The organism is Thalassotalea crassostreae (assembly GCF_001831495.1).
Lineage (GTDB): Bacteria > Pseudomonadota > Gammaproteobacteria > Enterobacterales > Alteromonadaceae > Thalassotalea_A > Thalassotalea_A crassostreae.
The window spans coordinates 1,716,117-1,740,563 of the sequence record NZ_CP017689.1 but is presented as its reverse complement, the minus strand read 5'-3'; the positions used below and the strand labels follow the sequence as shown (position 1 = coordinate 1,740,563).

Genomic DNA, 24,447 nt, shown 5'->3' with positions numbered 1-24,447 from the left:
GAAAACAACTTATTATTGTTCAGGTTAAAAACAGTTAAGTAGTTAAATTTAGTTCACAACTGCCAAAATATCTAATGTATCGAAACGCGTACAATTGTTAAATTAATAATTGTACGCTCTAACTTGGTTATATTTATTAACCAAAATGATTGAATACGATTTTATTTCCATCTAAATCACGAAAATAAGCACCGTAGAATACATCAGGAATTCGCTGTCCTGGCTCACCATCACATGTGCCGCCTAACGCTAACGCTTTATGATACATCTGTTCACATAACTCTTTTGAGCCCGGTGCAAACGCTAACATATTTCCATTACCACAGTGTTGAGGACTTTCATTATAAGGAATGCATATAGCGAGCATTGGCTCTTGCATACTTTTGCCGATGAATATAATACGCTCCATTTTAATCAATGTTTTAGCTCCCATTGGTGCTAATAGTTCATTATAAAAAGCTTCTGATTTTTCTAAGTTGGTAACTCCAATAGTTGCGTAACTAAGCATATTTATTCCTATTTAAATAAGTTTGATAAAAACAATAGCAGTAGTGTTCTGCCTTCTAATAAAATGGCATTTTTATTCTGCACTTGATTGACCATGCAAAATAAATTGATAAAGCAGTTCTATATTTGACAAAAACTGCGATTTGATTTTATCTTCCATAATAGCAAGAAGATGTTTTTCTTGATCAAATCCCGTGTGCCAAATTTTGCCCCAATGCTTTTCTTTAGACTTATCACAAGTCGTTTGTTTAGTATCATCAAAACAAGACCATAATTTGGGATTAACTGATTGAGAATAACCGTCGTACCCAGACTCACCATCAATCATAAAGTTAGTAGCTTCAATATAGGCTATTGCTACGCCATTACAAGAAAATGGAGCATGATCAGACCAATCCCCTGTTTCGCCTGCAGCATAATTAGGGGTATCTGGATGCAAAGAATAAGGTTCAATATTGGTTAATTTTTTAGATGTCGATAGTAACGAATCGCGTAACCAAACGTCTGAGTTATATTTTTTATCACTCGATTTTGCTGTTTGTTCACACTTATAAGGGCTTGAATGAGCACTATGAATATATAACTTATCACCGCCAATCACCGTATCTAAGTTAATCATGCCAATAATATTTTTCTTATCTATATAGGGGGATGAAAGATAGCTTCTTGACCCCTGTAAACCAACTTCTTCAGCGCCAAATGATACAAGCCTTATAGTATAGTGATGTTCTTGCTCTTTCAGTCGTTTAGCTAAAGCAAGTAACGAAATGGTTCCCGACGCATTATCACTAAGACCTGCAGAGCCTATTTGATGACCGATTAAATCGTAATGGGCACCGATCACTAATGTTTTAACAGATTTTCCTGGCAATTCAACTTCAATGTTTTTTGACTCTAGTACGTTTCCATTTAAAGAAAAACTAAACTCATGTTGCTTAACCTTAAATCCTAACGATTGATATTGAGCAATTAACCATTGCGCGGACTCGGATTCACTTTTACTGCCGGCAAAGCGCTGATTAAAGTCTTTACTGAATTTCAACAATAAACCCCAATCACTCTCTTTTGCACTAGCAGATAGACTTAGTAATGAAAGTGATAGAGATGTATAAACTAAACTGCTTAAGATGGATTTCATCAATATTCCTGTATAAAGTTAAATATTTGAAATAAATTTCCAGTTTATCAACATTAGCACTATGTATTTATAATCGCTAGAATTTGATTTTTAAACCTTTATATGAATTGCAGGCATAAAAAAACCAGCTTTATAAGCTGGTTTTGATATTGGTGCGGATGGAGAGACTCGAACTCTCACGCCTTGCGGCACAGGCACCTCATGCCTGCGTGTCTACCAATTCCACCACATCCGCAAAGATGTGCGAATTAGTTTGGTACGTCGCTTTCTTTTTGTTCTTCAGAAACTGGAACGTCAGAAGCTGGAGCCATAGACTCAGTTTGCTCTGCGTCGCCTAAGTTGTTCCATTGGTCAACTTGCTCAGTACGTTGTGACGTTAAGTTACCTAAGAATAAACTAATAACGAAAAATAGAGTCGCTAGGATACCGGTTGTTTTAGTCATGAAGTTACCAGAACCACTTGAGCCAAAAATTGTATTTGATGAACCTGCACCAAAAGAAGCGCCCATATCGGCACCTTTACCTTGTTGGATTAAAATAAAACCAACTAAAACCAATGCGATAATTAAATAAGCTACGATTAATATTTGATACAACATTCTTTCTAAATCCTATACTGCCAGGCAGATTTTTTTAAATTCTTCAACGTTTAAACTCGCACCGCCAATCAGACCACCGTCGATATCAGCTTGTGCGAATAATTCTTCACAGTTTTTCGCATTGACACTACCACCATATAAAAGCGGTACTTGTTGCGCTACATCAGCGTCAAAACTCGCTAAATAGCTACGAATAAACTTATGGGTTTGCTGAGCAATTTCAGCAGATGCAGTCTTACCGGTACCAATAGCCCATACAGGCTCGTAGGCAACAACTACATTTTTAAAACTTTCGATACCAACTTTAGCAATAACGGGAGCAAGCTCGTAACTAAGTCTCGACTCAGTTTGACCTTCTTCGCGTTCTTCAAGAGTTTCACCGATACATAAAATCGGCGTTAAACCACTTGCTAAAGCGTAAGCAACTTTTTCGGCAACTAATTCTGTACTATCGTGAAACATTGCACGACGCTCAGAATGACCAAGAATCACGTATTGTACCTGTAAATCTTTCAGCATTAAAGCTGAAATCTCACCTGTATATGCACCTTTTTCGTTTTCGCTTATATTTTGTGCACCAATAGCGACTTGATTGTTACTTATATTCGCTTGTAACGACGCTAAATAAGGGGCTGGAGGGCAAATAATAACTTGCTGTTCAGCATTGAAACTTTCTTGGTTCAAACCGTGATACATCTGTTCAACTAGTTCGCGATTACCATTCATTTTCCAATTAGCGGCAACAATTTTTTGTCTGCTCATAATGATACCCTTTATTTATCCGGCGAGATATTAGCTAAATCGTTCAAAAGATACAAGTGAATACGTTACAACAATGTTTATTTGCTTAATTTAACATCAACTTAGCAACAATTTTATCACTTACACTCGCTTAGTTATTAACTCAGTCAATATTATTAATTAATTTAACCTGCAACTTTCACTTGATCTGCAATGACATTAGCAAGACGCAATACTTCAGATTGGTCAGGCCCTTCAACCATTACACGAATTAAAGGCTCTGTACCTGACTTACGCAGCAGTACTCGTCCTATACCGGCAAGTTCTGCTTCGACGTCTTTCACGCTTTGTATTACGGCGTCTGAGCTTAATGGATCGTGATCGCCTTCAAAGCGTACATTAACCAATACTTGCGGCAATTTATTCATGCCCTTTTTCAATCGAGCAAGGGTTTTTCCTGATTGCGCTAGCGCTTCAAGAACGTTCAAGGCGGCAACAATACCGTCACCTGTCGATGTGCAGTTTAAGTTAATAATATGGCCAGAGTTTTCAGCACCTAACTGCCAGCCTTTTTCTTTCAATTGTTGCATTACGTAGCGATCACCAACATTGGCGCGAGAGAATTCAATGTTTAATTCTTTTAATGCGAGCTCAAGACCCATATTACTCATTAATGTACCCACAACCCCACCTTTTAAGCGGCCATGATATTGAGCATTTTTCGCGATGATATAAATAATCTCATCACCATCAACAATGTCACCATTATGATCAACCATCATTAAGCGGTCACCATCACCGTCTAAGGCAATACCGACATCTGCTTGATGTTCTAGCACTAATCGTGAAATATTCTTCATTGACGTAGCACCGCAATCATCATTGATGTTAGTGCCGTTTGGCGTTGATGCAAATTCAATAACTTCAGCGCCTAACTCTCTAAATACACTTGGAGCGATGTGATAAGTTGCACCGTTAGCACAATCAACCACCATTTTGATGCCATTTAGTGAATGCTCTGACGGGAAGTTTGACTTACAAAACTCGATATAACGACCTGCTGCATCATCAATACGCATTGCTTTTCCAAGCTTCGCTGAATGCACACAATCCATCTCTTCATCGATCATTGCTTCAATAGCAAGCTCAACTGAATCCGGTAATTTTTCACCTGTGGTTGAGAAAAACTTTATGCCATTATCGTAAAACGGGTTATGTGAAGCACTAATTACAATGCCAGCTTCAGCACGAAAAGTTTTGGTTAGGTAGGCAACAGCAGGTGTTGGCATTGGTCCCATTAAACCAATATCGATACCAGCAGCAGAGAAACCTGCTTCTAATGCAGATTCAAGCATATATCCCGAAATACGAGTGTCCTTTCCAATGAGTACTTTTTGTGTACCTGTCGCAGCTAACACTTTACCGGCGGCCCAACCGAGTTTCATTACAAATTCAGGTGATATAGGCGCTTTACCAACTAATCCGCGTACACCATCAGTACCAAAATATTTTCTGTTCGACATGTTTATATTCCTTGGAACACTTTTAAATTAATTATTGTCTGCAATTAACTCTAGGATTTATTGCTTTAGTTTATTGCTTTAGTTTATTGCTATAACTGTGCAAACGTTGCGTTTAAAACCTTTAATGCATCAACGCTTTCTTTTACATCATGAACTCGTATAATTTTAGCACCATTTACCGCGGCTATTACAGCAGCGGACAAACTCCCTGCTAAACGTTGTTCTACATCTCTTTTAAGAAGGTTTCCGATCATTGACTTACGCGAAATTCCGGCTAATAACGGTAATCCAAGTTCTAATAATTCATTTTGATGAGCAAGTAATTGATAATTTTGTTCAAGCGTTTTACCAAAGCCATAACCTGGATCTAATATCAATCTATCTTTATCGATACCAGCTCGCTCACACTGAGTAATTCTTTGTTCAAAAAACTGTGCTACGTCGGCTACCACATCATCGTATTGAGGGCTGTTTTGCATGGTACGTGGCAAGCCTTGCATATGCATTAAGCAAACAGGGACATCAGTATTTGCCGCCGCTTCTATACAACCTTCATTTTGTAATGCCCGAACATCATTTATAAGCCCTGCTCCGCTCTTTACCGCCTCGGTCATCACCTGTGACTTACTGGTATCAATCGACACGACGGTATCGAAACGTTTTTTGATTGCTTCGATGACCGGTATCACTCTATCGAGCTCCTCTTGCAAAGCAACGTCTTTAGCGCCTGGACGAGTTGATTCACCACCAATATCAATGATAGAGGCACCATCAATAATCATTGCTTCAGTTTGTGTAAGAGCCAAATCAATATTATTAAAATTACCGCCATCAGAGAAAGAATCTGGAGTGACGTTTAATATTCCCATTATTTGGAAATCATTCAAATCGAGTGTTTTATTGCCAAATTGCATAAATGCGCTTATGTATCGGAGCCCAAAATTGAACGCTAATTATAAGTAACTAGAACAAATAAATACAGAAAAGACAGTGATTTATAGGATTTTAATTATTTGCAATGGTTTGCATGGAAATATTTAATTGGTAGAAACAAAAAACCCGTACTAAATAGCACGGGTTTTGGTCATTGAAAAAATAGCGCGATTAGCTAGCAGATTCGTCCGCAGGCTTATTAACATCAGCTTCAGGTTTTGCAGAGCTTGCTGGTGGTGTACCAGAATTAGCATCTGAATTACCTTCATCGCCATAACCTTTTGGCGCTCTAACTTCAACGCGAGCCATTAAATCGTCAATTTGGTATGCATCAATAGTTTCGTATGTCATTAATGCGTCTTTCATCGCGTGAAGGATATCCATGTTGTTTTTCAAGATATCTTCTGCACGTTTGTAGTTACGATCAATAAATACGCGAACTTCATCATCGATTGCTTTCGTTGTTTCATCAGACATATGTTTATGCTGAGCAGCCGAGCGACCTAAAAATACTTCACCCTCTTCTTCTGCATATAACATTGGTCCCATCTTTTCAGATAAGCCCCATTGAGTAACCATTTTACGAGCAATTTCAGTAGCACGTTCAATATCATTTGAAGCACCCGTTGAAACACGATCTGCACCGTAAATAACTTCTTCTGCAATACGACCACCATACAATGATGAAATCATACTTTCTAAATGTAGTTTAGAGTGGCTCACTCGATCTTTTTCAGGCAGATACATCGTCACACCTAATGCACGACCACGCGGAATAATACTTACCTTATAAACTGGATCATGCTCTGGCACCATACGACCAACAATGGCATGGCCGGCTTCGTGATAGGCAGTCATTTCTTTTTCTTGCTCACTCATCACCATAGAACGACGTTCTGAGCCCATCATTATTTTGTCTTTTGCCTTTTCAAATTCGGTCATCGACACTAAACGACGACTGGTTCTTGCTGCAAATAGTGCGGCTTCATTAACTAAGTTTGCTAAATCAGCACCAGAGAAACCAGGCGTGCCACGAGCAATTGTTTCTGCATTTACATCATCAGCAATTGGTACTTTACGCATGTGTACTTTAAGAATTTGTTCACGACCACGAATATCAGGAAGACCTACAGTAACCTGACGATCAAAACGTCCTGGACGAAGTAATGCCGGATCTAGAACATCTGGACGGTTAGTTGCAGCAATAACGATAACGCCTTCATTACCTTCAAAACCATCCATTTCAACTAACATTTGGTTAAGTGTTTGTTCACGCTCATCGTGACCACCACCAAGGCCTGCACCACGTTGGCGACCTACCGCGTCAATTTCATCGATAAAAATGATACATGGAGCAGATTTTTTCGCTTGGTCGAACATGTCACGAACACGAGATGCACCAACACCAACAAACATTTCAACAAAGTCTGAACCAGAGATTGAGAAGAATGGCACCTTTGCTTCACCAGCGATTGCTTTCGCTAATAATGTTTTACCAGTACCTGGTTGACCTACCATTAAAATACCTGAAGGAATACGACCACCAAGTTTTTGGAACTTACTCGGATCACGCAAGTAATCAACTAATTCTGATACTTCTTCTTTCGCTTCATCACAACCTGCTACGTCAGCAAATGTGGTTTTAATTTGGTCATCAGATAATAAACGGGCTTTAGATTTACCAAAGCTCATCGCTCCTTTACCCCCGCCGCCTTGCATTTGGCGCATAAAGAATATCCAAATACCAATAAGCAATAACATCGGGAACCAATTCGCTAAGATGCTTAATAACATACTAGGCTCTTCTGGTGGTACACCTTCAACTTTTACGTTATTGGTAATTAAATCACCTAACAAGTCCTTGTCATATTGAGTCGGGATCATTGTCGTGAAAGGTGTGCCATTACGCTTAGTACCATTTATGATGCCTGAAGATTCAATTCGAACTTCGCTCACTTGGCCTTGCTGTACATCAGTAATAAACTGGGTGTAATCCAATTTGCCATCAGCCGTACTATTTGGCGTAAAACTTTGGAAAACTGACATTAATACGATGGCTATCACTAGCCATAAAATAAGATTCTTTACCATATCACTCAATTTGAGGACCTCATGTTGAAAAAATTTCTGCGATTTCTATTTAAAAATGTTCTTTAAAATCGTGTTTACTGACGGTTTAAAAGAACAGATAAACTATATAATCAGAGCTATATAGTCCATTATACGCTTTTCTAACCTTTACTCTACTACAGTTTGTAACAGAATATCTATAACCGATTGCTTTAAACTTTGTAGCCAGTAGCAACGATGTAAACCTCTCGAGAGCGAGCTCGAGAAGATTCTGGCTTACGAGTTTTCACAGTAGTGAAACTTGCGCGACAATCTTTCATAAATTGCTCAAAGCCATCACCTTGGAAAACCTTGACTACAAAAGCACCATTTTTCTTTAAAACTTGGTGGCACATATCGAGTGCAAGCTCCACTAGGTACATGTTTCTCGCCTGGTCTGTTGCTTCGTTTCCGCTGAAGTTATGTGCCATATCAGACATCACTAGATCAACGTTACGACCACCTATTTTATCCAACAGTGCGTCAAGCACAGCGTCCTCTCTAAAGTCACCTTGTAAGAATGCTACGCCAGGCAAAGGCTCCATCGGTAAAATATCACAGGCAACAACCATCCCCTCATCACCTAGAACTTTTACTGCATATTCTGACCAACCGCCGGGCGCAGCACCTAAATCAACAACATTCATACCCTTTTTAATGAGCTTGTCTTTATTGTTAATTTCTTCAATTTTAAATACAGCTCGCGATCGTAAACCAAGCTTCTGCGCTTTTTTTACATATTCATCGTCAAAATGCTCTTGCATCCAACGTTGCGAACTTACTGTTCTACTTTTTTTAGATTTACTCATAAAGTTACGATTTAAATTAGTATTAATCACAAGATGGCGTTAAAATGTATGTAATTCAAGTCACTTGCAGAAATTTTTTACATGAATCTATCAAAAAAACAAATTCAACACCTTCGTGGTTTAGCTCACAGCTTAAAACCTGTTGTTCTTTTAGGCAGCAACGGCCTAACTGAAGGCGTAATTGCAGAAATTGATTCTGCACTTAATATCCATGAACTGATTAAAATTAAAATTCCAACTGATGATCGCGAAGTTAAACAGCTTATCGTTGACGCGATTGTTAGAGAAACAAACTCTACTAAGGTTCAAACTATCGGTAAGACGTTAATCATTTATCGTCAATCAGAAGAAAAGAAAATTAGTGTTCCAAAAATTTAAAGGTTAAATTTCTTTAATAACGAACGCGGCCTTGGCCGCGTTTTTATTCCTAATAACTTTAATGTTATTAAAACCATAATTAGAAAACCAACAAAGCCCTCATACCCGTCACCTAATAAACCTAATGCGAGTATTTATTACCGCTAAACACCGTTACATTAGGTTAACAAACTAAAACAATGCATTACTTGTCTATCTATTAACAAAGCAATAACATTGCGCTAATTTTTTTTACACATGAGAAATTAGTATGTCAAACAACAAGGGCTTCACATTAATTGAAATAACAATAGTTATCGTTATTCTTGCGGTACTTGCTGCTACTGCCGTACCTAAATTTCTAAACTTAGAAAGCGATGCTCGCGCTGAAGCTGTCACTTATGTTGAAGGCGTTTTAGTTTCTGCTAATCGAATTATTGAATCTAAAGCGACCGTAAAGGGCTTGACTAAAGAAGCAAATTTAGATGCTAGACATCTCGATGATCAGTTTAAAGGTAAAAAAGCAAAAATTCGCTACGGTCAAATGCGCTCACAAGAAGATACTATTTTGGCGTTTATTGAATCAGATGACTATACCGTATATCAAGATGGTAATAGAGGTAATATCAGAATTTATCCAAAGTCGGTATATGAAGAATATGGTCATGACATTAGATGTTATACGCAATATACCGAAGCTTGGCTTTCTGAAACCCCAGATGGCACAAAATACCCCCACCATGCTCAAACAGCTCTATATACTCAGGACTGCTAATCATGAAAAATTTAAACGGTTTTACCTTAATTGAACTGACTATTGTCGTGGTTGTACTAGCAGTGCTATCAGTAGTTGCGGCGCCGAAATTTATTGATTTACCGCGTGATACCAGAATAGCTCATTTGGAATCATTCGCAGGTACTTTAACGGAAGCAAACAACATCGTATTTAGTAAAACTTTTATCAAAAACTTGCATTTGGAAAGCGATATTCCAGCGAGCGATATTGATCCTGAATTTTTCGTTTATCCAGAAGCAAGACTGGCATTTGGTCAGGCACAATCCTGTACAAACAGTATATTGGCACATATCGATACTGATAACTATGATTATAGTTATTACGGTGCTGAGAAATGTATAAACGAATATTATGCTAAAGACCCTGACGATCCAGAAAACATAGGTGAAGTACCTTTCTTACGCATTTATCCGCAAGGTTGGTTAAATTCAAACCGAACAGACGTTAAGTGTTACGTTGAATATACACAAGCATTTAAACTTGACGGTGAGATTATTCCTGCGTTTGTTTCAGTAAAAACTGAAGAGTGTTAGTTATACTAGGTTATTGTCTTACTAACGTTATTAAAGAAAATAAAAAACCCAAGCATGAATGCTTGGGTTTCTTGTTTAATCGATTGTAACGTTGAAATATTATCTATGTTCTACAGAAATAATTTCAAACTCTACTTTGCCACCAGGCGTAGTCACTTCAACTTCTGAATCTACTGATTTACCAATTAAAGCACGAGCTATAGGTGAGTTAACGCTGATACGGTTATTTTTAATATCCGCTTCATCATCACCAACAATTTGGTAAGTCACTTCTTCGTCAGTATCTATGTTTAAAATAGTCACTGTTACACCGAAAATAACCTTATTGTTATTTGGTATCTTAGTGATATCGATAATTTGAGCATTACCCAATTTACCTTCAATCTCTTGGATACGACCTTCACAAAAGCCCTGCTCTTCGCGCGCAGCATGATATTCAGCGTTTTCTTTTAAATCGCCATGTTCACGTGCTTCAGCAATTGATTGTACGATTTCAGGACGTCTTGTTTGTTTTAAATAAACAAGCTCTTCTCTTAAGGCATCAGCACCTTGTATGGTCATTGGAAACATTGACATTATTGACACCTTTTATGTAATTCTTGGATAGAGCTTACAGTTTTTCTATCGTCCGCCGCATGCGCCATACAAGCTGCAAATGCTGCGTTTAATGTTGTTGTATAGTTCACTTTGTAACGTAATGCGCTGCCACGAATCGCTTTCGAATCTTCAATCGCCTTACGTCCTTCAGTAGTGTTTATAATATAACTATATTCACCATTTTTGATTCTATCAACAATATGAGGACGACCTTCGTGTACTTTATTTACTAAGCGAGCTGGAATGTTCGCTTCGCCTAAAATAACGGCTGTACCATGAGTTGCATCTAGATCGAAACCTAAATCAACAAGTTTGCGAGCTAAATCAACAACACGCTCTTTATCTGAATTACGAACAGAGATTAATGCGCGACCTGCTTTTGGTAATGAAACGCCGGCGCCTAAGTTTGCTTTAGCATAAGCTTCTTCAAACGTATCGCCTGTGCCCATAACTTCACCAGTTGAGCGCATTTCAGGACCTACTAAAGGATCTGAGCCGTGGAATTTGTTAAATGGAATTACCACTTCTTTAACAGAGAAGTAATCTGGAATAACTTCTGTTGTAATGCCTTGTTCTTTTAACGAAACACCAGCCATTACACGAGCGGCAACTTTAGCTAATGGAATGCTTGTCGCTTTCGAAACAAATGGTACTGTACGAGCGGCACGAGGGTTTACTTCGATTAAGTAAACTTTACCGTCTTTTACTGCCATTTGCGTGTTCATTAAACCAACAACACCTAGCTCAAATGCTAAGGCTGTCACTTGCTTACGCATTACGTCTTGAATGTCAGCTGGTAAACTGTATGGAGGTAATGAACATGCAGAGTCACCAGAGTGAACACCAGCTTGTTCGATATGTTGCATAATACCGCCAATAACCACGTCTGTACCGTCACAAATAACGTCGATATCTACTTCAATCGCATCATCTAGGAAGTGATCAAGTAATACTGGCGAATCATTTGAAACACTTACTGCTTCTGTCATGTAACGACGTAAATCCGCTAAGTCGTATACAATTTCCATTGCTCGACCACCAAGTACGTACGAAGGACGAACAACTAGTGGGAAACCAATTGCTTCCGCTTTTGCCATTGCTTCATCTAATGAGGTAACTGTTGCGTTTTCTGGTTGTAATAACTCTAAACGGTCAACCGCTTGTTGGAAACGTTCTCTATCTTCTGCTCTATCGATTGCATCAGGTGATGTACCAATAATTGGAACACCTGCTGCTTCAAGGCTACGAGCTAATTTAAGAGGAGTTTGACCACCGTATTGAACAATTACGCCTTTTGGCTTTTCAACACGAACAATCTCTAATACATCTTCAAACGTTACTGACTCAAAGTATAAACGATCTGAAGTATCGTAATCCGTTGAAACCGTTTCAGGGTTACAGTTAACCATGATTGTTTCGTAACCATCTTCACGTAAAGCAAGTGCTGCGTGTACACAACAGTAATCGAATTCAATACCTTGACCGATACGGTTAGGACCACCACCGATAATCATGATCTTGTCATTGTCTGTTGGGTTCGCTTCACATTCTTCATCATAAGTTGAGTACATGTAAGCTGTGTCTGAGCTAAACTCTGCCGCACACGTATCAACGCGCTTGTATACAGGGAAGATTTCAGCATTGTGACGCTTCTTACGAATTTCGCTTTCTGCTACGCCAATTACGTCTGCTAAACGCTTATCAGAGAAACCTTTGCGTTTTAATCTGCGTAAGTAATCAGTATTTAAACCAGACATACCCACTTTGTATACGTTTTGCTCTTCTTTAACGATATCTTCGATTTGTACTAAGAACCAACGGTCAATCTTAGTTGTTCGGAATACATCTTCTAAGGTTAAGCCTAAACGGAAAGCATCTGCTACATACCAAATACGGTCAGCACCAGCTTCTTGTAATTCGTGCATGATCTTAGTTTTAGCACCAGGTTTGGTAACATCAACCACAGGGTCGAAACCGTTCATGCCTACTTCTAAACCACGTAATGCTTTTTGCATTGATTCTTGTTGGTTACGGCCAATCGCCATAACTTCACCAACAGATTTCATTTGCGTAGTAAGACGGTCTTCAGCGCCAGCGAACTTCTCGAAGTTAAAACGAGGGATCTTAGTTACTACGTAATCGATTGTTGGTTCAAATGATGCAGGAGTTGCACCACCAGTAATGTCATTGCTCAATTCATCAAGTGTGTAACCTACTGCAAGCTTGGCAGCGATTTTAGCAATTGGGAAACCCGTTGCTTTTGATGCTAATGCAGATGAACGCGAAACACGTGGGTTCATTTCGATAATAACCATGCGGCCAGTATCAGGACAAATACCAAACTGTACGTTTGAACCACCCGTTTCAACACCAATTTCACGAAGTACCGCAACTGACGCGTTACGCATGATTTGGTATTCTTTATCCGTTAATGTTTGTGCTGGTGCGACAGTAATTGAGTCACCTGTGTGAATACCCATTGGGTCGAAGTTTTCAATCGAACAAATAATGATACAGTTATCATTTTTGTCGCGAACCACTTCCATTTCGTATTCTTTCCAACCGATCAATGATTCATCAATCAATAACTCAGACGTTGGAGATAAATCTAAACCACGTGTACAAATAGTTTCGAATTCTTCGCGGTTATATGCGATACCGCCACCGGTACCACCCATAGTAAATGATGGGCGAATAATACAAGGGAAACCTAGGAATTCAGACGCTTCAATTGCTTCGTCCATCGAATGAACAATTTTCGCTCGTGGTGTTTCTAAACCAATTTTCTTCATCGCTGTATCGAAGCGAGAACGGTCTTCCGCTTTATCGATTGCATCAGCTGTTGCGCCAATCATTTCAACGTTGAATTCTGCAAGTACGCCTTTCGCTTCAAGTTCTAGCGCACAGTTAAGCGCCGTTTGGCCGCCCATAGTAGGTAAAACTGCGTCTGGACGTTCTTTTTCAATAATGTTGCGAACAACTTCCCAATGAATTGGTTCGATATAAGTCGCATCGGCCATTTCTGGGTCAGTCATAATCGTTGCAGGGTTCGAGTTTACAAGAATTACTCGGTAACCTTCTTCGCGTAAAGCTTTACAGGCTTGTGCACCTGAATAGTCAAATTCACAGGCTTGACCAATTACAATTGGACCTGCGCCTAATATAAGAATACTTTTTATGTCAGTACGTTTTGGCATTTTATTTACTCTATCTAATAAGTCTATTGGGCTTTGCGTGCGTTAATCAAATCAATGAAATGATTAAACAATGGGGCTGCATCGTGTGGACCAGGGCTAGCTTCCGGATGTCCTTGGAAACTAAAAGCTGGTTTATCAGTGCGATGAATACCTTGCAATGAACCATCAAATAATGATTTATGAGTTGCAGTTAAGTTTGCTGGTAAGTTACTTTCATCAACTGCAAAACCGTGGTTTTGTGAAGTGATCATTACCACATCGCGTTCGATGTCTTTAACTGGGTGGTTAGCACCGTGATGACCAAACTTCATTTTTACTGTTTGTGCGCCACTTGCTAAACCTAATAATTGGTGACCTAAACAAATACCAAATACAGGGATGTCTGTTTCAAGGAATGATTTAATTGCGGTAATTGCGTAATCACACGGCTCTGGATCACCAGGTCCATTTGACAAGAATATTCCGTCTGGATTCATTGCAAGAACTTCACTTGCAGGAGTTTGCGCAGGAACGACTGTAAGTTTACAGCCTCGGTCTACTAACATACGAAGAATATTGCGTTTAGCACCAAAGTCATAAGCAACAACATGATGAGGGAATTCATCCGGTGTAACATGACCTTTACCTAACTGCCAGCTACCCTCAGTCCATTCATAGGTTTCTTTAACGGTAACTTCTTTCGCAAGATCCATGCCTTTAAGACCAGGAAACGCTTTTGCTTTTGCTAACGCTTCATCAGTATCTAAGTTGTCACCAGCTAGAATACAACCGTTCTGTGCGCCCTTCTCGCGTAGTATACGAGTCAGTTTGCGAGTATCGATATCGGCGATACCTAATATGTTATTAGCAACAAGGTATTCGCTTAAACTTTGTTCATTTCGAAAGTTGCTTGCTAATAGAGGCAAGTCACGAATGATCAGGCCTTTAGCCCAAACGTCTGCAGACTCTTCATCTTCAGAGTTAGTACCGGTGTTACCGATATGTGGGTAAGTCAAAGTGACAATTTGTTCTGCGTAAGATGGATCCGTTAAGATCTCTTGATAGCCAGTCATTGCTGTATTGAAAACAACTTCACCAACTGATGAGCCTTCAGCACCAATCGCTGTGCCTTTAAAAATAGTACCGTCTTCCAGTACCAAGATGGCAGATTTAGTCAATTTAACCTCCATAATGAATCAAAGTATTAATAACCGCTGTTTATACATGACTTATGTCGTACTTAAACCATAATATCGAGCAATTATTAGTTATATTTCACGCCAAAACTTATTTTTTGGCAAAATCGGCGTATTTTACGCGTTACAGACCGTTTCGTCCATAACAATTTAAAACAATTTAGACGTTTAATTACAATTTATGCATTAAGCCGCCAAAAGCATACGTTATCTATTAATAATAAATCGCGATAACTTATTTTAATCCAAGCACATCTTGCATATCGAAAAAGCCCGGTTGTGCATTGCCTAACCAGCTTGCAGCGCGCATTGCCCCCAATGCAAAGGTCATTCTTGACGTTGCTTTGTGAGTAATTTCAATACGTTCACCAAGATCAGCAAAAAATGCCGTATGTTCGCCAATAATATCGCCAGCACGTACCGTTGCAAAACCGATGGTTTCTCGATCACGCTCTTCGGTAATACCTTCGCGTCCATAGACTGCACATTTATTTAAGTCTCGATCAAGCGTATCGGCAATTACTTGACCCATTTTCATTGCTGTACCTGATGGTGCGTCTTTTTTGAAACGATGATGAGCTTCAAAAATCTCGATATCTGTCTCATTACCGATTGCTTTAGCGGTAATTTCTAACAGTTTAAACATCAAATTCACGCCAACACTGGTATTAGGTGCTAAAACTACAGGAATGCCTTTACCCAAGTCCTGTAATTTAGCAACTTCATCATCGTTAAAGCCCGTGGTTCCGATAACGATGGCTTTATTGTTCTTTTGACACCAAGCAACATGTTCAAATGTCGACTCAATCGCAGTAAAGTCGATTAATACATCGGCTGCTAGTAAATCGTTCATGTCTGCACTAACGGCAATATTCTTGTGCCCTAAGCCACAAAGTTCGCCCGCATCAACGCCGTTTAGTGTTGATGATTCACGTACATAGCCAGCGACCAGTTCAATGCTTTCATGCTCAAATGCCGCTTGTAATAAATTTCGGCCCATACGGCCGCCGCAACCTAAAATGGCAACTTTAGTCATTGTTGTTATTCTCTTAAAATTAAAATTACTTTTAACTAACTTCTAAACTGCCGGTTTAAAACCTAACTAAAAACAATTTATTATTTAACTACTCAACATAGATAACTTTATGTATAAAAAAGCCGGGAAATACCCGGCTTCTTATAACATTAAACGATCGCTAATAACTCAACGTCGAATACTAACGTTGCATATGGAGGGATTGCACCCTGTGAGCCACGCTCGCCGTATGCTAAGTTATAAGGGATGTGTAAACGCCACTTAGAACCAACAGCCATCATTTGTAATGCTTCAGTCCAACCAGCAATAACACCACCAACTGGGAACTCAGCCGGTTGGCCACGTTCTACAGATGAATCAAATACTTTACCGTCAGAGAAAGTACCGTGGTAGTGACAGCTAACAGTGCTTGCTGCTGTTGGCTTTTCGCCTTCGCCAGCAACTAATACTTCATACTGTAAACCAGATTCAGTAACAGTTACTTCTTCACGCTTTGCATTTTCAGCTAGGTAAGCTTCGCCAGCTGCAGATGCTTCTTTAGCTTTTTCAGCTTCTTGAGCTTGTAACTTTTCAGATACTACAGTGAAAGCAGCTTGTAAGTCTTCTTGACTAACTTGGCTAGCAGCATCTGATAAAGCATCAGCGATACCAGCTTGTACCGCTGTAATATCAAAATCTTCAAATGGGTTGTTACGTAACTGCTCACCTAATTGGCGGCCAACGCCGTAACTTACGCGTTGTTCAATCGTTGTAAAATCAGACATGTTAAATTCTTAATTGTATTAAAATCGGGCGCAAGTTTAGCACAAACAACTTTATATCAGTAGAGGGTAAAGGCAAAAATTTAGACCTTTTCTACAAAAAAAATCTAAATTTATTTTGATATTACCCCTGCTATTGCGAATTAGCTTTTAGCCAGATTTTTTGCTGCTTTGGGTGCAGGTATCACTGGTTTAACGCAATTGCTATTTTGCTTACTCGCCGCATAAATTGGGTTAGTTTTAGATAGGTGCTTAGTTAAGGTATTGATACGTGTCTTATGTGAAGGGTGTGTTGACATAAATTCAGGTGGTGAACCGCCACTTGCTTTTGCCATATTTTTCCATAAATTCACGCTTTCTTTTGGATTAAAACCAGATTCAGCCATTAGATCTTGGCCGATGATATCAGCTTCGGTTTCATGTGCTCGTCCATAAGGCATTAATACACCGTATTGTATACCTACACCTAACCCGGCAAGGATAAGCGCTTTATTATCAACATCTTTAGCAGCCATAGTGACACCAGCAACAACTAACACACCTTGTGATAATTGATTTGATGACAACCGCTCGTTTGAATGTTGAGCGATAACATGACCTACTTCATGGCCAATGATAGCCGCTAATTGGTCCGCATTCTCAGTAACATTCAAAATACCGGTATAAACGCCGATCTTGCCGCCAGGCAAAGCAAATGCATTAATTTGTTCTGAATCAAAAACAACAATTTCCCAATCGCCGCTATGTACTTTAGAGTTCACGTTGGGGGTGATTTGATCTGCGACGCATTGTACAAACGCATTCACTTTTTTATCAGTACTGATCGCTTGTTCAGCTTTCATTTGTTCAAATGACTGACTGCCCATTCGGTCTAACTCTGAAGAAGAGTGCAGTAATACTTGTTTACGTCCTGTAGGAGATGTACTACAAGCAATGAGAGTCAGTACTGATATCGTGGTAACCAAAAATTTCTTCATTAAAACGCCTTACTTATTTTTAGCGAAACAACTTTATATTTATTAGTGTATGACAACTTTGCTTTAAATTTAATAACTTATTTCAAATAATCGGTTACACTGTTAGATATTGCCAAATCCCCACTCTATTATTGATTTGCTATTGGATTAAATATGAATAAAAACACAACTTTAGCCATTTCTTTGTTACTTTTATTGTCAGCCTGCTCAGATCAAGAACAAACCATTACCGTAGTCAAAACTAAACCAAAACCGGTGCTTGACGTATTAGGTGTTAACGATCAAACCAACCAAGCATCATTAGACGATTTAATTAATCGTGGCAGTAAAGAGTTCTTTCAATTTAAACCACAATTTGCTTCATTAACTGGTGTTAACGAATCTGAAATCGGATTTTATTACCAAGACAAGCTTGATACTTATCAAGCAACTTCAATTCAAAACTTTCGTCAACAAATGCAAAAGGTTTCCAACCAGCTTATACAATTAGAAAACAGCGAAGAGCAAATCGACGAAGATAATCGCGTTATTATGGCCAACTTGTTTCAGCATTATGCCGGCCACCCAGAATTTCAAACAGGTTTTATCGACTCCTATATGGGCCACCAACCGTTTATTATCAACCAGATTAATGGCCCCCTTATCGACACTGTATTTACCTTCACTGATGGTAAAACTATTGAAAACTTAAGTGATGCCAAAGATTACGCACAAAGAGTCGCGTTGTTATCAACGCAAATTAATCAAGTGAACCAAAAATTTATTCATGATGCGAATCAAGGATGGATGCCACCAAAAGCAATATTTACATCGACCATCAGTTATTTCGATACACTTATCGCGACAAAACCTGAGGAATTGCTCATCTACAGCCACTTAAAAGATAGTTTGGCAAAACTGCCAAATATAAAACAACAAGATAAAAACAACCTGTTAGCGAGCGTGTCTGACGATTTAAAATCACAAGTATTACCTGCCTATAAAAAAGTAAAGGATAGCCTGGTAAAGTATATCGATAAAGCGCCAAATGGAGACGGTATCTGGGCCCAAAAAAATGGTGATAAGTTTTATCAATACAGCATTAAACAGCAAGGTGACACTCGTTTATCTGCAGAAGAAATTCATCAACTTGGGTTAAAAGAAGTATCGCGCATAAGCGCTGAAATGAATTCAATTTTAGAGCACCTTAATTACACCGAAGGGAGTATTTCACAGCGCATTAACGCGTTGGCAAAAGAGCTTCGATTTAGCTACCCTGCGACCGAAGCTGGTAGAGAGCAAATAATTTCTGATTTGAACCAACAAATCTTAGATATTAATAAAAAGATGCCTAGCCAATTTAATACCGCGATTAACTATCAAGTCATGGTAAAAGCATTTCCAAAAGAAACAGAGCAGAGCGCTGCGTTCGGCCAGTATTTACCACCACCATTTGATGGTTCAAAACCAGGTGTCTTTTGGATCAATTTACGTGATATTGAAAACATCGCAAAATTTGATCTGCCAACCTTAACATTTCACGAAACCAATCCTGGTCATCATTGGCAAGTTTCATTAAATATGGGCATTGATGAGCTTCCAATTATACGTAAATTAGCAGTATATAATGCTTATATCGAAGGTTGGGCTTTGTATGCAGAACAAGTTGCTTACGAAATGGGCGTATATGATAACGACCCATACAGTAACTTAGGACGATTGAAGGCTGAAATATTCAGAGCGGTTAGATTGGTTGTTGATACCGGAATTCACCATAAAAAATGGAGTCGCGAGCAAGCGATAGATTATATGATGGCAAATACTGGCGCCCCCTACTCTGAAGTAAAAGCAGAAATAGAACGATATATGGTATGGCCAGGTCAAGCTTTAGGCTATAAACTTGGTATGCTTAAGATTCTAGATTTGCGTAAACAGTCAAAAAGATTGTTAGGTGAGCGGTTTGATATTGGTGAATTTCACGATGCTGTATTGTTAAATGGTGCTGTTCCAATGGCAGTGTTAGAACAAAAGGTTAATGATTGGGTAGCAAGTAAATAACGTTTTGAAAGTAGTCGGGTTATAACCTTAACTATGAAAACTATTTTGAAATGATAAAAAGCTCACTTTGATGGGTGAGCTTTTTAATCAATTACAAATAGATAAATTGGTTAAGCTAAGACTCAGCGTACAATGGCAATATCATTTTCAGCGTTATCTATTAAGCTACTAAAATTATCAAGAATCTCTTTGGCTTTATCTTCACCGCCGGCGATGTCATTTAATGCTGCGCGCCACTTTTTATTATCAGGATGATCTTCCCAGGTCATGTCGTTGACACCGCCTGGCATATGCCACACCACCAATAAATCATAATCACCAGTGCGGAATTCCATCACAGTTTCAGGACCTCTAGTACCCGCCTTTTCGGTTGCTTTTTCATAATAATTTTTAATGATTTTTAGCGCTTCACCACGCTTTCCATTTTTAAAATTAATTTTGACCACATTTTTCCAAGTAACGTTTTTATCAAACCGTTTACCGTCCTCAGCCAAAGCAACATTAACATTGCTAAAAAGTAACACTGCTACTGTTGTGCACGCGATTAATATTTTTTTCATCATAGTTTCCTTGTTATTAGTATCACAAGAGCATTCCATACTGCATTGCTACAACCTCGTGGTAATTTACAACTCACGCCAAGTGTTTAGACTTGCTATAAGTTATAATCAGTAACAATAGTATAGATTGCTATATAAGCAATAATTACACGAACTGAAGGTTCGATTGATGTCTCAATGGAATAGAAAAAGAGGAAGAAAGCTTTACTATATCTAGTTATGTCAAAATACGGTCAAGTAAGACGTTTAAATTTAAATGCACCTACTGTATTGGTAGAGCATAACCTAAATGATTGGATTGCTAATAAATAGTTGCTGATATGGCATTAATCATAAATACTATGGCTTCACCGTTTATAACAAATTAACGACTTTAACAATTACTAGACCGCCTAAATATTTATAAGGAATGCCATTGAACTCAAAAGTTTATATTGTTATATCAGCTTTGCTGGTGGCTTCACTCACATTAAACATCTATTTATTGAGCGAGCTAGGCACATTTAAATTACAACAGATTGCGAGCAATTCTTCCAATGATAATGCCGTAAATAATTCACATTTAATCACTAAAACATCAAGCCCAAATGCTAGCACAAAGAACAATACAGGCGCCTATACCAACCATAAAGTGAGTATAAACAATGATCTCGATAGTGTCACAAGCAGCGATACAGATATACAACTTTTAATCGTAAGTGCCGAACAATCATTCAAAGTAAGCCAATATCAAACTGCAATTGAGTATCTACAAGAAATTGAACAGCTCGATTTAGGTATCGCACAGGCATTAAAGTCAAATTGGATAAATCAAGGTTATCTGTGGATAGAACAAAACAAGTTAACATCACTTAAAAATTTCCTAAGAATATACGCGGATTACTACCCATATAATCTTGAGTTTTTAGAACTATCTGCTCAGTATTATCAACATAATCAAATGTTCAATTCAGCAATTAGCACATATGGAAAGCTAATAAACGAAGCAAATGATTACAGCCAACAAGAAATCTACATCAACCAATTAAAAAAAATGGCTAGTGCATTAAATCAATCTCTACAGCAACAACAACAATGGCAGCAAATTATTGATGTTAATGAGCGGCTATTGGCAATAGATAGCAATTATCCACCTTACATCCTTTCAATAGCAAAAGCGTATATTCTTGTTGATGATAAGAGAACCGCTCTTATCTACTTAGATAGCATTCGATACAATGATGAATATCAAAGTCAAATAAATCAGTTGTTGGCATTAATTGAGCAACGAGAATTGCAAAAGGATGGCATTGAATTGCAGCGCACTGGCGACCACTTCATTGTTCAAGGATACATTAACAAAAGGATAAGTACTCAGTTAATGATTGATACCGGTGCGTCATTTTCTGTGGTTTCTGAAAGCTTTTATCAGCAATTACAAAACCATACAGAGGTTGAAATACTCAATGATGTGCAAGTAAATACTGCTGGAGGGACGAAGCAAGGCTTTGCTATTCGAGTAAATCAATTTTCAATTGGTCCTTATCAATTAAATGATTTTACTTTTGTTGTCCTAGAGCTGGAAAACTTTGACAGTGGTGATGGTTTACTCGGCATGAACTTTCTTAAACATTATCAATTCAATATTAACCAAGAAAACGCGTTATTATTTTTATCGGCGAAATAAAGTAAAGCTGGACTTTACCTTTTATTATCGCCATAACCTGTGCCAGTTAATAGATAACTAGGCCGCTTTTTGATTATCCTTAATCTGTATGCCTGACAATTTTTCTGAATTATCATTGATAGAATATCTAGACGTTTTATTATCTATAGTGCCTTCTATGCTACTCACAAGCTCTTGTTGAGCAGCTAACAGCATTGCACCAACAATATGAAAATCGATGTACTTAGCGATTGCCGCGAGTATTAAAGATAACAGAGGGAAAACCATAAATGATAGCGCTATTGACCATTGTGCACTGTATGAAATCGCTATTGGTAACAAAACGATAAATGATGAAATTACTCGGAATAGTGTAATATTTATTTGCTTAATTTTTAAGTTCGTCATGTTGTTTACCCCTTTATCAATTCCGTCCGCTGTTTGCAGAATCAATAATAGGTAAACAAAGGCGTTCTTACAAAAGCAAAATACTCACCTCATAGTTGAATTAAACTAACCTATAAATATTCCATAGATCAAGTTGATAACAGCGATTGCTTTAACCAGTCAATAAAACAATGAATTTCATGTCGCTCTTTATCCACCTTACGATATACCGCATAGAGTGATTGTGGGTATGGCGCCGTAAGGTTAAACGGGTCAACTAACAAGCCTCTTTGAATTAAGTTAGCTTCTACCGGCAGCATTGCGAGTGTTAACCCAAGTCCCTGCTCTGCTGCGGTCAGTGCCGAATCATAACCGCTAAAACTTAGGTTATGTTCAACTTTAAAATCGTCATAACCAAAATACTTCATCCAAGTAGACCAAACTTGTTCCATATTGGCTAAGTCAATTAGCGCCACGTCACTAAGTTGAGTGATTGATTTTAGTTTATGTTTTTGTTGAAAGTCTTTTGAGCACAGTGCCGCTATGTCGATGTTGATCAGCTTTTCAGCTTCAACCCCATCCCATTTCCCACCGCCGACGCGAATCGCTATATCAAAATCCTCATAGCGTAAATCGGCTGTCGTCATTCCGGTCTCGATTCGTATTTCAATACCATTATGAGCGTTTTGAAAATCGTTTAATTTAGGAATTATTACGTTGGTAGCCATGGTAGGAAACGTAGATATTTTTAGGGCTGGCGAACTGAATTTGCCTTTAACTTTTTTAGTTCCTTGCTCTAATAATTGCAATGATTGTTGGATGTATTGTAAGTACATCTTTCCCGCTGAATTTAAGTCAACGCCGCGAGTACGTCTGGTAAACAAATCAAACCCGACAAATTCTTCTAGCGCTTTAATTTGATGACTTACCGCGGATGGAGTAATAAATAATTCTGCACTAGCTAATTTAAAACTTTGCAGTCTAGCGGCAGCCTCAAATACGCTAAAAAGATGTAGTGGAGGAAGAGCCCTAGCCATAATTTAATTCCCAAACAGTCACTTATAGATGAATAATAATGACCTATAGTTTGTGAATTGCAAGTCAATTCAATACAAAGTTAATCGTGAGTTCTATTTATTCTAACTTGTTATTTAGCAAGTTCTAAATCACCTAGCCCTAAACTAAATTTATTAAATTAAAGTTCTCTAAATTAGATTTTACTAAATTAGAAACCTCTAATATAATACTCAACGTCTTTAACAGGAGTTAAACAATGGATAAAGAACAACTTTCACAAAATGCAGAGCAAGCAGAACGATTTTTAAAACTTCTCGCCAATAAAAATCGACTGATGATACTTTGTGCCCTACTAGAAAAAGAGCTTTGTGTAAGTGATCTTAACGAGCAAGTGCAACTAACGCAGTCGGCGTTATCGCAACACTTATCACATTTAAGAAATGCCAATATGGTCGCTACCCGGCGACAATCACAAACCATTTTTTATCGAATAGATAACCCTGATGTTAAAGCTACTCTCGATCAACTCTATAAAATATTTTGCAACTAATGCTAACTTTCTTCATTAAGGAACACTATTTATGATCACTGAATTCACCCCTATCACTTCACTTATAGGCGGTTTGTTAATAGGTTTAGCGTCTATTTTGACGCTGATAGGATTAGGTAAGATTGCTGGTATATCAGGGATCTTTTTTCAAGGCCTACGCAATGCGATAACTAAACGCCAACTTAATTGGCAAATATATTTTATTGCCGGGCTAATTATAGGTCCAATCATCGCCAGCCTTATTGGCTTTTCAATACCATCGAATATCGACTTATCCTGGTCACAGATAATAATCGGCGGGCTATTGGTCGGTTTTGGTACCCGTTATGGTTCAGGTTGTACTAGCGGCCATGGCATTTGTGGAATCGGTAGATTCTCCCCTCGTTCAATTGCTGCAACCATGATCTTTATGCTAACTGCAATAGCGACAGTATTTATCATACGTCACGTAATAGGAGCTTAA

The 24,447-nt window shown here is 38.4% G+C and carries 24 protein-coding genes and 1 tRNA gene; 7 read left to right on the top strand and 18 right to left on the bottom strand.

Annotated features, from left to right (window positions below):
- Nucleotides 1-136: 136 nt before the first annotated feature.
- From LT090_RS07465 to rlmE, 9 genes are all read right to left on the bottom strand, one after another.
- Nucleotides 137-508: a VOC family protein gene (locus LT090_RS07465; protein ID WP_068545304.1), complete on the bottom strand. Its 372-nt coding sequence runs from the start codon at nucleotides 506-508 to the stop codon at nucleotides 137-139.
- Between the two features lie 72 nt (nucleotides 509-580).
- Nucleotides 581-1,645, bottom strand: a complete 1,065-nt coding sequence (locus LT090_RS07460; RefSeq protein ID WP_068545303.1) for a M28 family metallopeptidase — start codon at nucleotides 1,643-1,645, stop codon at nucleotides 581-583.
- A 150-nt stretch (nucleotides 1,646-1,795) separates the two neighbouring features.
- Nucleotides 1,796-1,880, bottom strand: a tRNA-Leu gene (locus LT090_RS07455).
- A gap of 13 nt (nucleotides 1,881-1,893) precedes the next feature.
- Nucleotides 1,894-2,241: a preprotein translocase subunit SecG gene (gene secG / locus LT090_RS07450; protein WP_068545358.1), complete on the bottom strand. Its 348-nt coding sequence runs from the start codon at nucleotides 2,239-2,241 to the stop codon at nucleotides 1,894-1,896.
- A gap of 15 nt (nucleotides 2,242-2,256) precedes the next feature.
- Complete coding sequence (gene tpiA / locus LT090_RS07445; RefSeq protein ID WP_068545302.1) at nucleotides 2,257-3,006, bottom strand: triose-phosphate isomerase; 750 nt, start codon at nucleotides 3,004-3,006, stop codon at nucleotides 2,257-2,259.
- A 164-nt stretch (nucleotides 3,007-3,170) separates the two neighbouring features.
- Nucleotides 3,171-4,508: a phosphoglucosamine mutase gene (gene glmM / locus LT090_RS07440; protein ID WP_068545301.1), complete on the bottom strand. Its 1,338-nt coding sequence runs from the start codon at nucleotides 4,506-4,508 to the stop codon at nucleotides 3,171-3,173.
- A gap of 89 nt (nucleotides 4,509-4,597) precedes the next feature.
- The gene (folP, locus tag LT090_RS07435; protein WP_068545300.1) at nucleotides 4,598-5,422 is read right to left on the bottom strand and encodes a dihydropteroate synthase; all 825 of its coding nucleotides are present in this window, start codon (nucleotides 5,420-5,422) and stop codon (nucleotides 4,598-4,600) included.
- A 190-nt stretch (nucleotides 5,423-5,612) separates the two neighbouring features.
- Entirely contained in the window at nucleotides 5,613-7,541 is a 1,929-nt protein-coding gene (gene ftsH, locus LT090_RS07430) for an ATP-dependent zinc metalloprotease FtsH (RefSeq protein WP_068545299.1), read from the bottom strand.
- 182 nt (nucleotides 7,542-7,723) lie between these two features.
- Nucleotides 7,724-8,359 (bottom strand): 23S rRNA (uridine(2552)-2'-O)-methyltransferase RlmE, encoded by a 636-nt coding sequence (gene rlmE, locus LT090_RS07425; protein ID WP_068545357.1) that lies wholly within the window; start codon nucleotides 8,357-8,359, stop codon nucleotides 7,724-7,726.
- A gap of 81 nt (nucleotides 8,360-8,440) precedes the next feature.
- Here rlmE and yhbY point away from each other — a divergent pair, with 81 nt between their 5' ends.
- From yhbY to LT090_RS07410, 3 genes are all read left to right on the top strand, one after another.
- Complete coding sequence (gene yhbY, locus LT090_RS07420; protein WP_068545298.1) at nucleotides 8,441-8,737, top strand: ribosome assembly RNA-binding protein YhbY; 297 nt, start codon at nucleotides 8,441-8,443, stop codon at nucleotides 8,735-8,737.
- 250 nt (nucleotides 8,738-8,987) lie between these two features.
- Nucleotides 8,988-9,491, top strand: coding sequence for a type II secretion system protein (locus LT090_RS07415; RefSeq protein WP_068545297.1), 504 nt, complete (start codon nucleotides 8,988-8,990; stop codon nucleotides 9,489-9,491).
- 2 nt (nucleotides 9,492-9,493) lie between these two features.
- Complete coding sequence (locus LT090_RS07410) at nucleotides 9,494-10,045, top strand: prepilin-type N-terminal cleavage/methylation domain-containing protein (RefSeq protein WP_068545296.1); 552 nt, start codon at nucleotides 9,494-9,496, stop codon at nucleotides 10,043-10,045.
- Nucleotides 10,046-10,144: 99 nt separating this feature from the next.
- On the opposite strand, the gene greA is transcribed toward LT090_RS07410, so the two are convergent.
- The 6 genes from greA to LT090_RS07380 form a co-directional block, all read right to left on the bottom strand.
- Nucleotides 10,145-10,621 (bottom strand): transcription elongation factor GreA, encoded by a 477-nt coding sequence (greA, locus tag LT090_RS07405; RefSeq protein ID WP_068545295.1) that lies wholly within the window; start codon nucleotides 10,619-10,621, stop codon nucleotides 10,145-10,147.
- Nucleotides 10,621-13,839: a carbamoyl-phosphate synthase large subunit gene (carB, locus tag LT090_RS07400; protein WP_068545294.1), complete on the bottom strand. Its 3,219-nt coding sequence runs from the start codon at nucleotides 13,837-13,839 to the stop codon at nucleotides 10,621-10,623. The genes greA and carB overlap by 1 nt, the downstream gene beginning before the upstream one ends.
- Before the next feature lie 23 nt (nucleotides 13,840-13,862).
- Complete coding sequence (gene carA, locus LT090_RS07395) at nucleotides 13,863-14,996, bottom strand: glutamine-hydrolyzing carbamoyl-phosphate synthase small subunit (protein WP_068545356.1); 1,134 nt, start codon at nucleotides 14,994-14,996, stop codon at nucleotides 13,863-13,865.
- Between the two features lie 253 nt (nucleotides 14,997-15,249).
- Nucleotides 15,250-16,050: a 4-hydroxy-tetrahydrodipicolinate reductase gene (gene dapB / locus LT090_RS07390; RefSeq protein WP_068545293.1), complete on the bottom strand. Its 801-nt coding sequence runs from the start codon at nucleotides 16,048-16,050 to the stop codon at nucleotides 15,250-15,252.
- 149 nt (nucleotides 16,051-16,199) lie between these two features.
- A complete protein-coding gene (locus LT090_RS07385; protein WP_068545292.1) occupies nucleotides 16,200-16,814 on the bottom strand; it encodes an FKBP-type peptidyl-prolyl cis-trans isomerase in 615 nt (204 codons plus the stop codon).
- 140 nt (nucleotides 16,815-16,954) lie between these two features.
- Nucleotides 16,955-17,788 carry a M48 family metallopeptidase gene (locus LT090_RS07380; protein ID WP_068545291.1) on the bottom strand — a complete coding sequence of 278 codons (834 nt, stop codon included), beginning with the start codon at nucleotides 17,786-17,788 and terminating at the stop codon, nucleotides 16,955-16,957.
- Nucleotides 17,789-17,941: 153 nt separating this feature from the next.
- Here LT090_RS07380 and LT090_RS07375 point away from each other — a divergent pair, with 153 nt between their 5' ends.
- Nucleotides 17,942-19,825, top strand: coding sequence for a DUF885 domain-containing protein (locus LT090_RS07375; protein WP_068545290.1), 1,884 nt, complete (start codon nucleotides 17,942-17,944; stop codon nucleotides 19,823-19,825).
- Between the two features lie 122 nt (nucleotides 19,826-19,947).
- Here LT090_RS07375 and LT090_RS07370 read toward each other — a convergent pair whose 3' ends face one another.
- A complete protein-coding gene (locus tag LT090_RS07370; protein ID WP_157726595.1) occupies nucleotides 19,948-20,388 on the bottom strand; it encodes a hypothetical protein in 441 nt (146 codons plus the stop codon).
- Between the two features lie 412 nt (nucleotides 20,389-20,800).
- On the opposite strand from LT090_RS07370, the gene LT090_RS07365 reads away from it, so the two are divergent.
- Nucleotides 20,801-22,051, top strand: a complete 1,251-nt coding sequence (locus LT090_RS07365; protein WP_070795911.1) for a retropepsin-like aspartic protease — start codon at nucleotides 20,801-20,803, stop codon at nucleotides 22,049-22,051.
- A gap of 57 nt (nucleotides 22,052-22,108) precedes the next feature.
- On the opposite strand, the gene LT090_RS07360 is transcribed toward LT090_RS07365, so the two are convergent.
- Together LT090_RS07360 and LT090_RS07355 are read right to left on the bottom strand one after the other, a co-directional pair.
- Nucleotides 22,109-22,438, bottom strand: a complete 330-nt coding sequence (locus tag LT090_RS07360; protein WP_068545287.1) for a hypothetical protein — start codon at nucleotides 22,436-22,438, stop codon at nucleotides 22,109-22,111.
- Nucleotides 22,439-22,566: 128 nt separating this feature from the next.
- A complete protein-coding gene (locus LT090_RS07355) occupies nucleotides 22,567-23,454 on the bottom strand; it encodes a LysR substrate-binding domain-containing protein (protein WP_068545286.1) in 888 nt (295 codons plus the stop codon).
- A 236-nt stretch (nucleotides 23,455-23,690) separates the two neighbouring features.
- Between LT090_RS07355 and LT090_RS07350 the strand changes: the two genes are divergently transcribed.
- Together LT090_RS07350 and LT090_RS07345 are read left to right on the top strand one after the other, a co-directional pair.
- Nucleotides 23,691-23,984, top strand: coding sequence for an ArsR/SmtB family transcription factor (locus LT090_RS07350; RefSeq protein ID WP_068545285.1), 294 nt, complete (start codon nucleotides 23,691-23,693; stop codon nucleotides 23,982-23,984).
- Nucleotides 23,985-24,015: 31 nt separating this feature from the next.
- Nucleotides 24,016-24,447, top strand: a complete 432-nt coding sequence (locus LT090_RS07345; RefSeq protein ID WP_193408721.1) for a YeeE/YedE family protein — start codon at nucleotides 24,016-24,018, stop codon at nucleotides 24,445-24,447.

Bases quoted from the DNA above. Each gene is read 5' to 3' on its own strand.
- LT090_RS07465 (WP_068545304.1), bottom strand. From the start codon at position 508: ATGCTTAGTTACGCAACTATTGGAGTTACCAACTTAGAAAAATCAGAA.
- LT090_RS07460 (WP_068545303.1), bottom strand. From the start codon at position 1,645: ATGAAATCCATCTTAAGCAGTTTAGTTTATACATCTCTATCACTTTCA.
- tpiA (WP_068545302.1), bottom strand. From the start codon at position 3,006: ATGAGCAGACAAAAAATTGTTGCCGCTAATTGGAAAATGAATGGTAAT.
- glmM (WP_068545301.1), bottom strand. From the start codon at position 4,508: ATGTCGAACAGAAAATATTTTGGTACTGATGGTGTACGCGGATTAGTT.
- folP (WP_068545300.1), bottom strand. From the start codon at position 5,422: ATGCAATTTGGCAATAAAACACTCGATTTGAATGATTTCCAAATAATG.
- rlmE (WP_068545357.1), bottom strand. From the start codon at position 8,359: ATGAGTAAATCTAAAAAAAGTAGAACAGTAAGTTCGCAACGTTGGATG.
- yhbY (WP_068545298.1), top strand. From the start codon at position 8,441: ATGAATCTATCAAAAAAACAAATTCAACACCTTCGTGGTTTAGCTCAC.
- LT090_RS07415 (WP_068545297.1), top strand. From the start codon at position 8,988: ATGTCAAACAACAAGGGCTTCACATTAATTGAAATAACAATAGTTATC.
- LT090_RS07410 (WP_068545296.1), top strand. From the start codon at position 9,494: ATGAAAAATTTAAACGGTTTTACCTTAATTGAACTGACTATTGTCGTG.
- greA (WP_068545295.1), bottom strand. From the start codon at position 10,621: ATGTCAATGTTTCCAATGACCATACAAGGTGCTGATGCCTTAAGAGAA.
- carB (WP_068545294.1), bottom strand. From the start codon at position 13,839: ATGCCAAAACGTACTGACATAAAAAGTATTCTTATATTAGGCGCAGGT.
- dapB (WP_068545293.1), bottom strand. From the start codon at position 16,050: ATGACTAAAGTTGCCATTTTAGGTTGCGGCGGCCGTATGGGCCGAAAT.
- LT090_RS07385 (WP_068545292.1), bottom strand. From the start codon at position 16,814: ATGTCTGATTTTACAACGATTGAACAACGCGTAAGTTACGGCGTTGGC.
- LT090_RS07380 (WP_068545291.1), bottom strand. From the start codon at position 17,788: ATGAAGAAATTTTTGGTTACCACGATATCAGTACTGACTCTCATTGCT.
- LT090_RS07375 (WP_068545290.1), top strand. From the start codon at position 17,942: ATGAATAAAAACACAACTTTAGCCATTTCTTTGTTACTTTTATTGTCA.
- LT090_RS07370 (WP_157726595.1), bottom strand. From the start codon at position 20,388: ATGATGAAAAAAATATTAATCGCGTGCACAACAGTAGCAGTGTTACTT.
- LT090_RS07360 (WP_068545287.1), bottom strand. From the start codon at position 22,438: ATGACGAACTTAAAAATTAAGCAAATAAATATTACACTATTCCGAGTA.
- LT090_RS07355 (WP_068545286.1), bottom strand. From the start codon at position 23,454: ATGGCTAGGGCTCTTCCTCCACTACATCTTTTTAGCGTATTTGAGGCT.
- LT090_RS07350 (WP_068545285.1), top strand. From the start codon at position 23,691: ATGGATAAAGAACAACTTTCACAAAATGCAGAGCAAGCAGAACGATTT.
- LT090_RS07345 (WP_193408721.1), top strand. From the start codon at position 24,016: ATGATCACTGAATTCACCCCTATCACTTCACTTATAGGCGGTTTGTTA.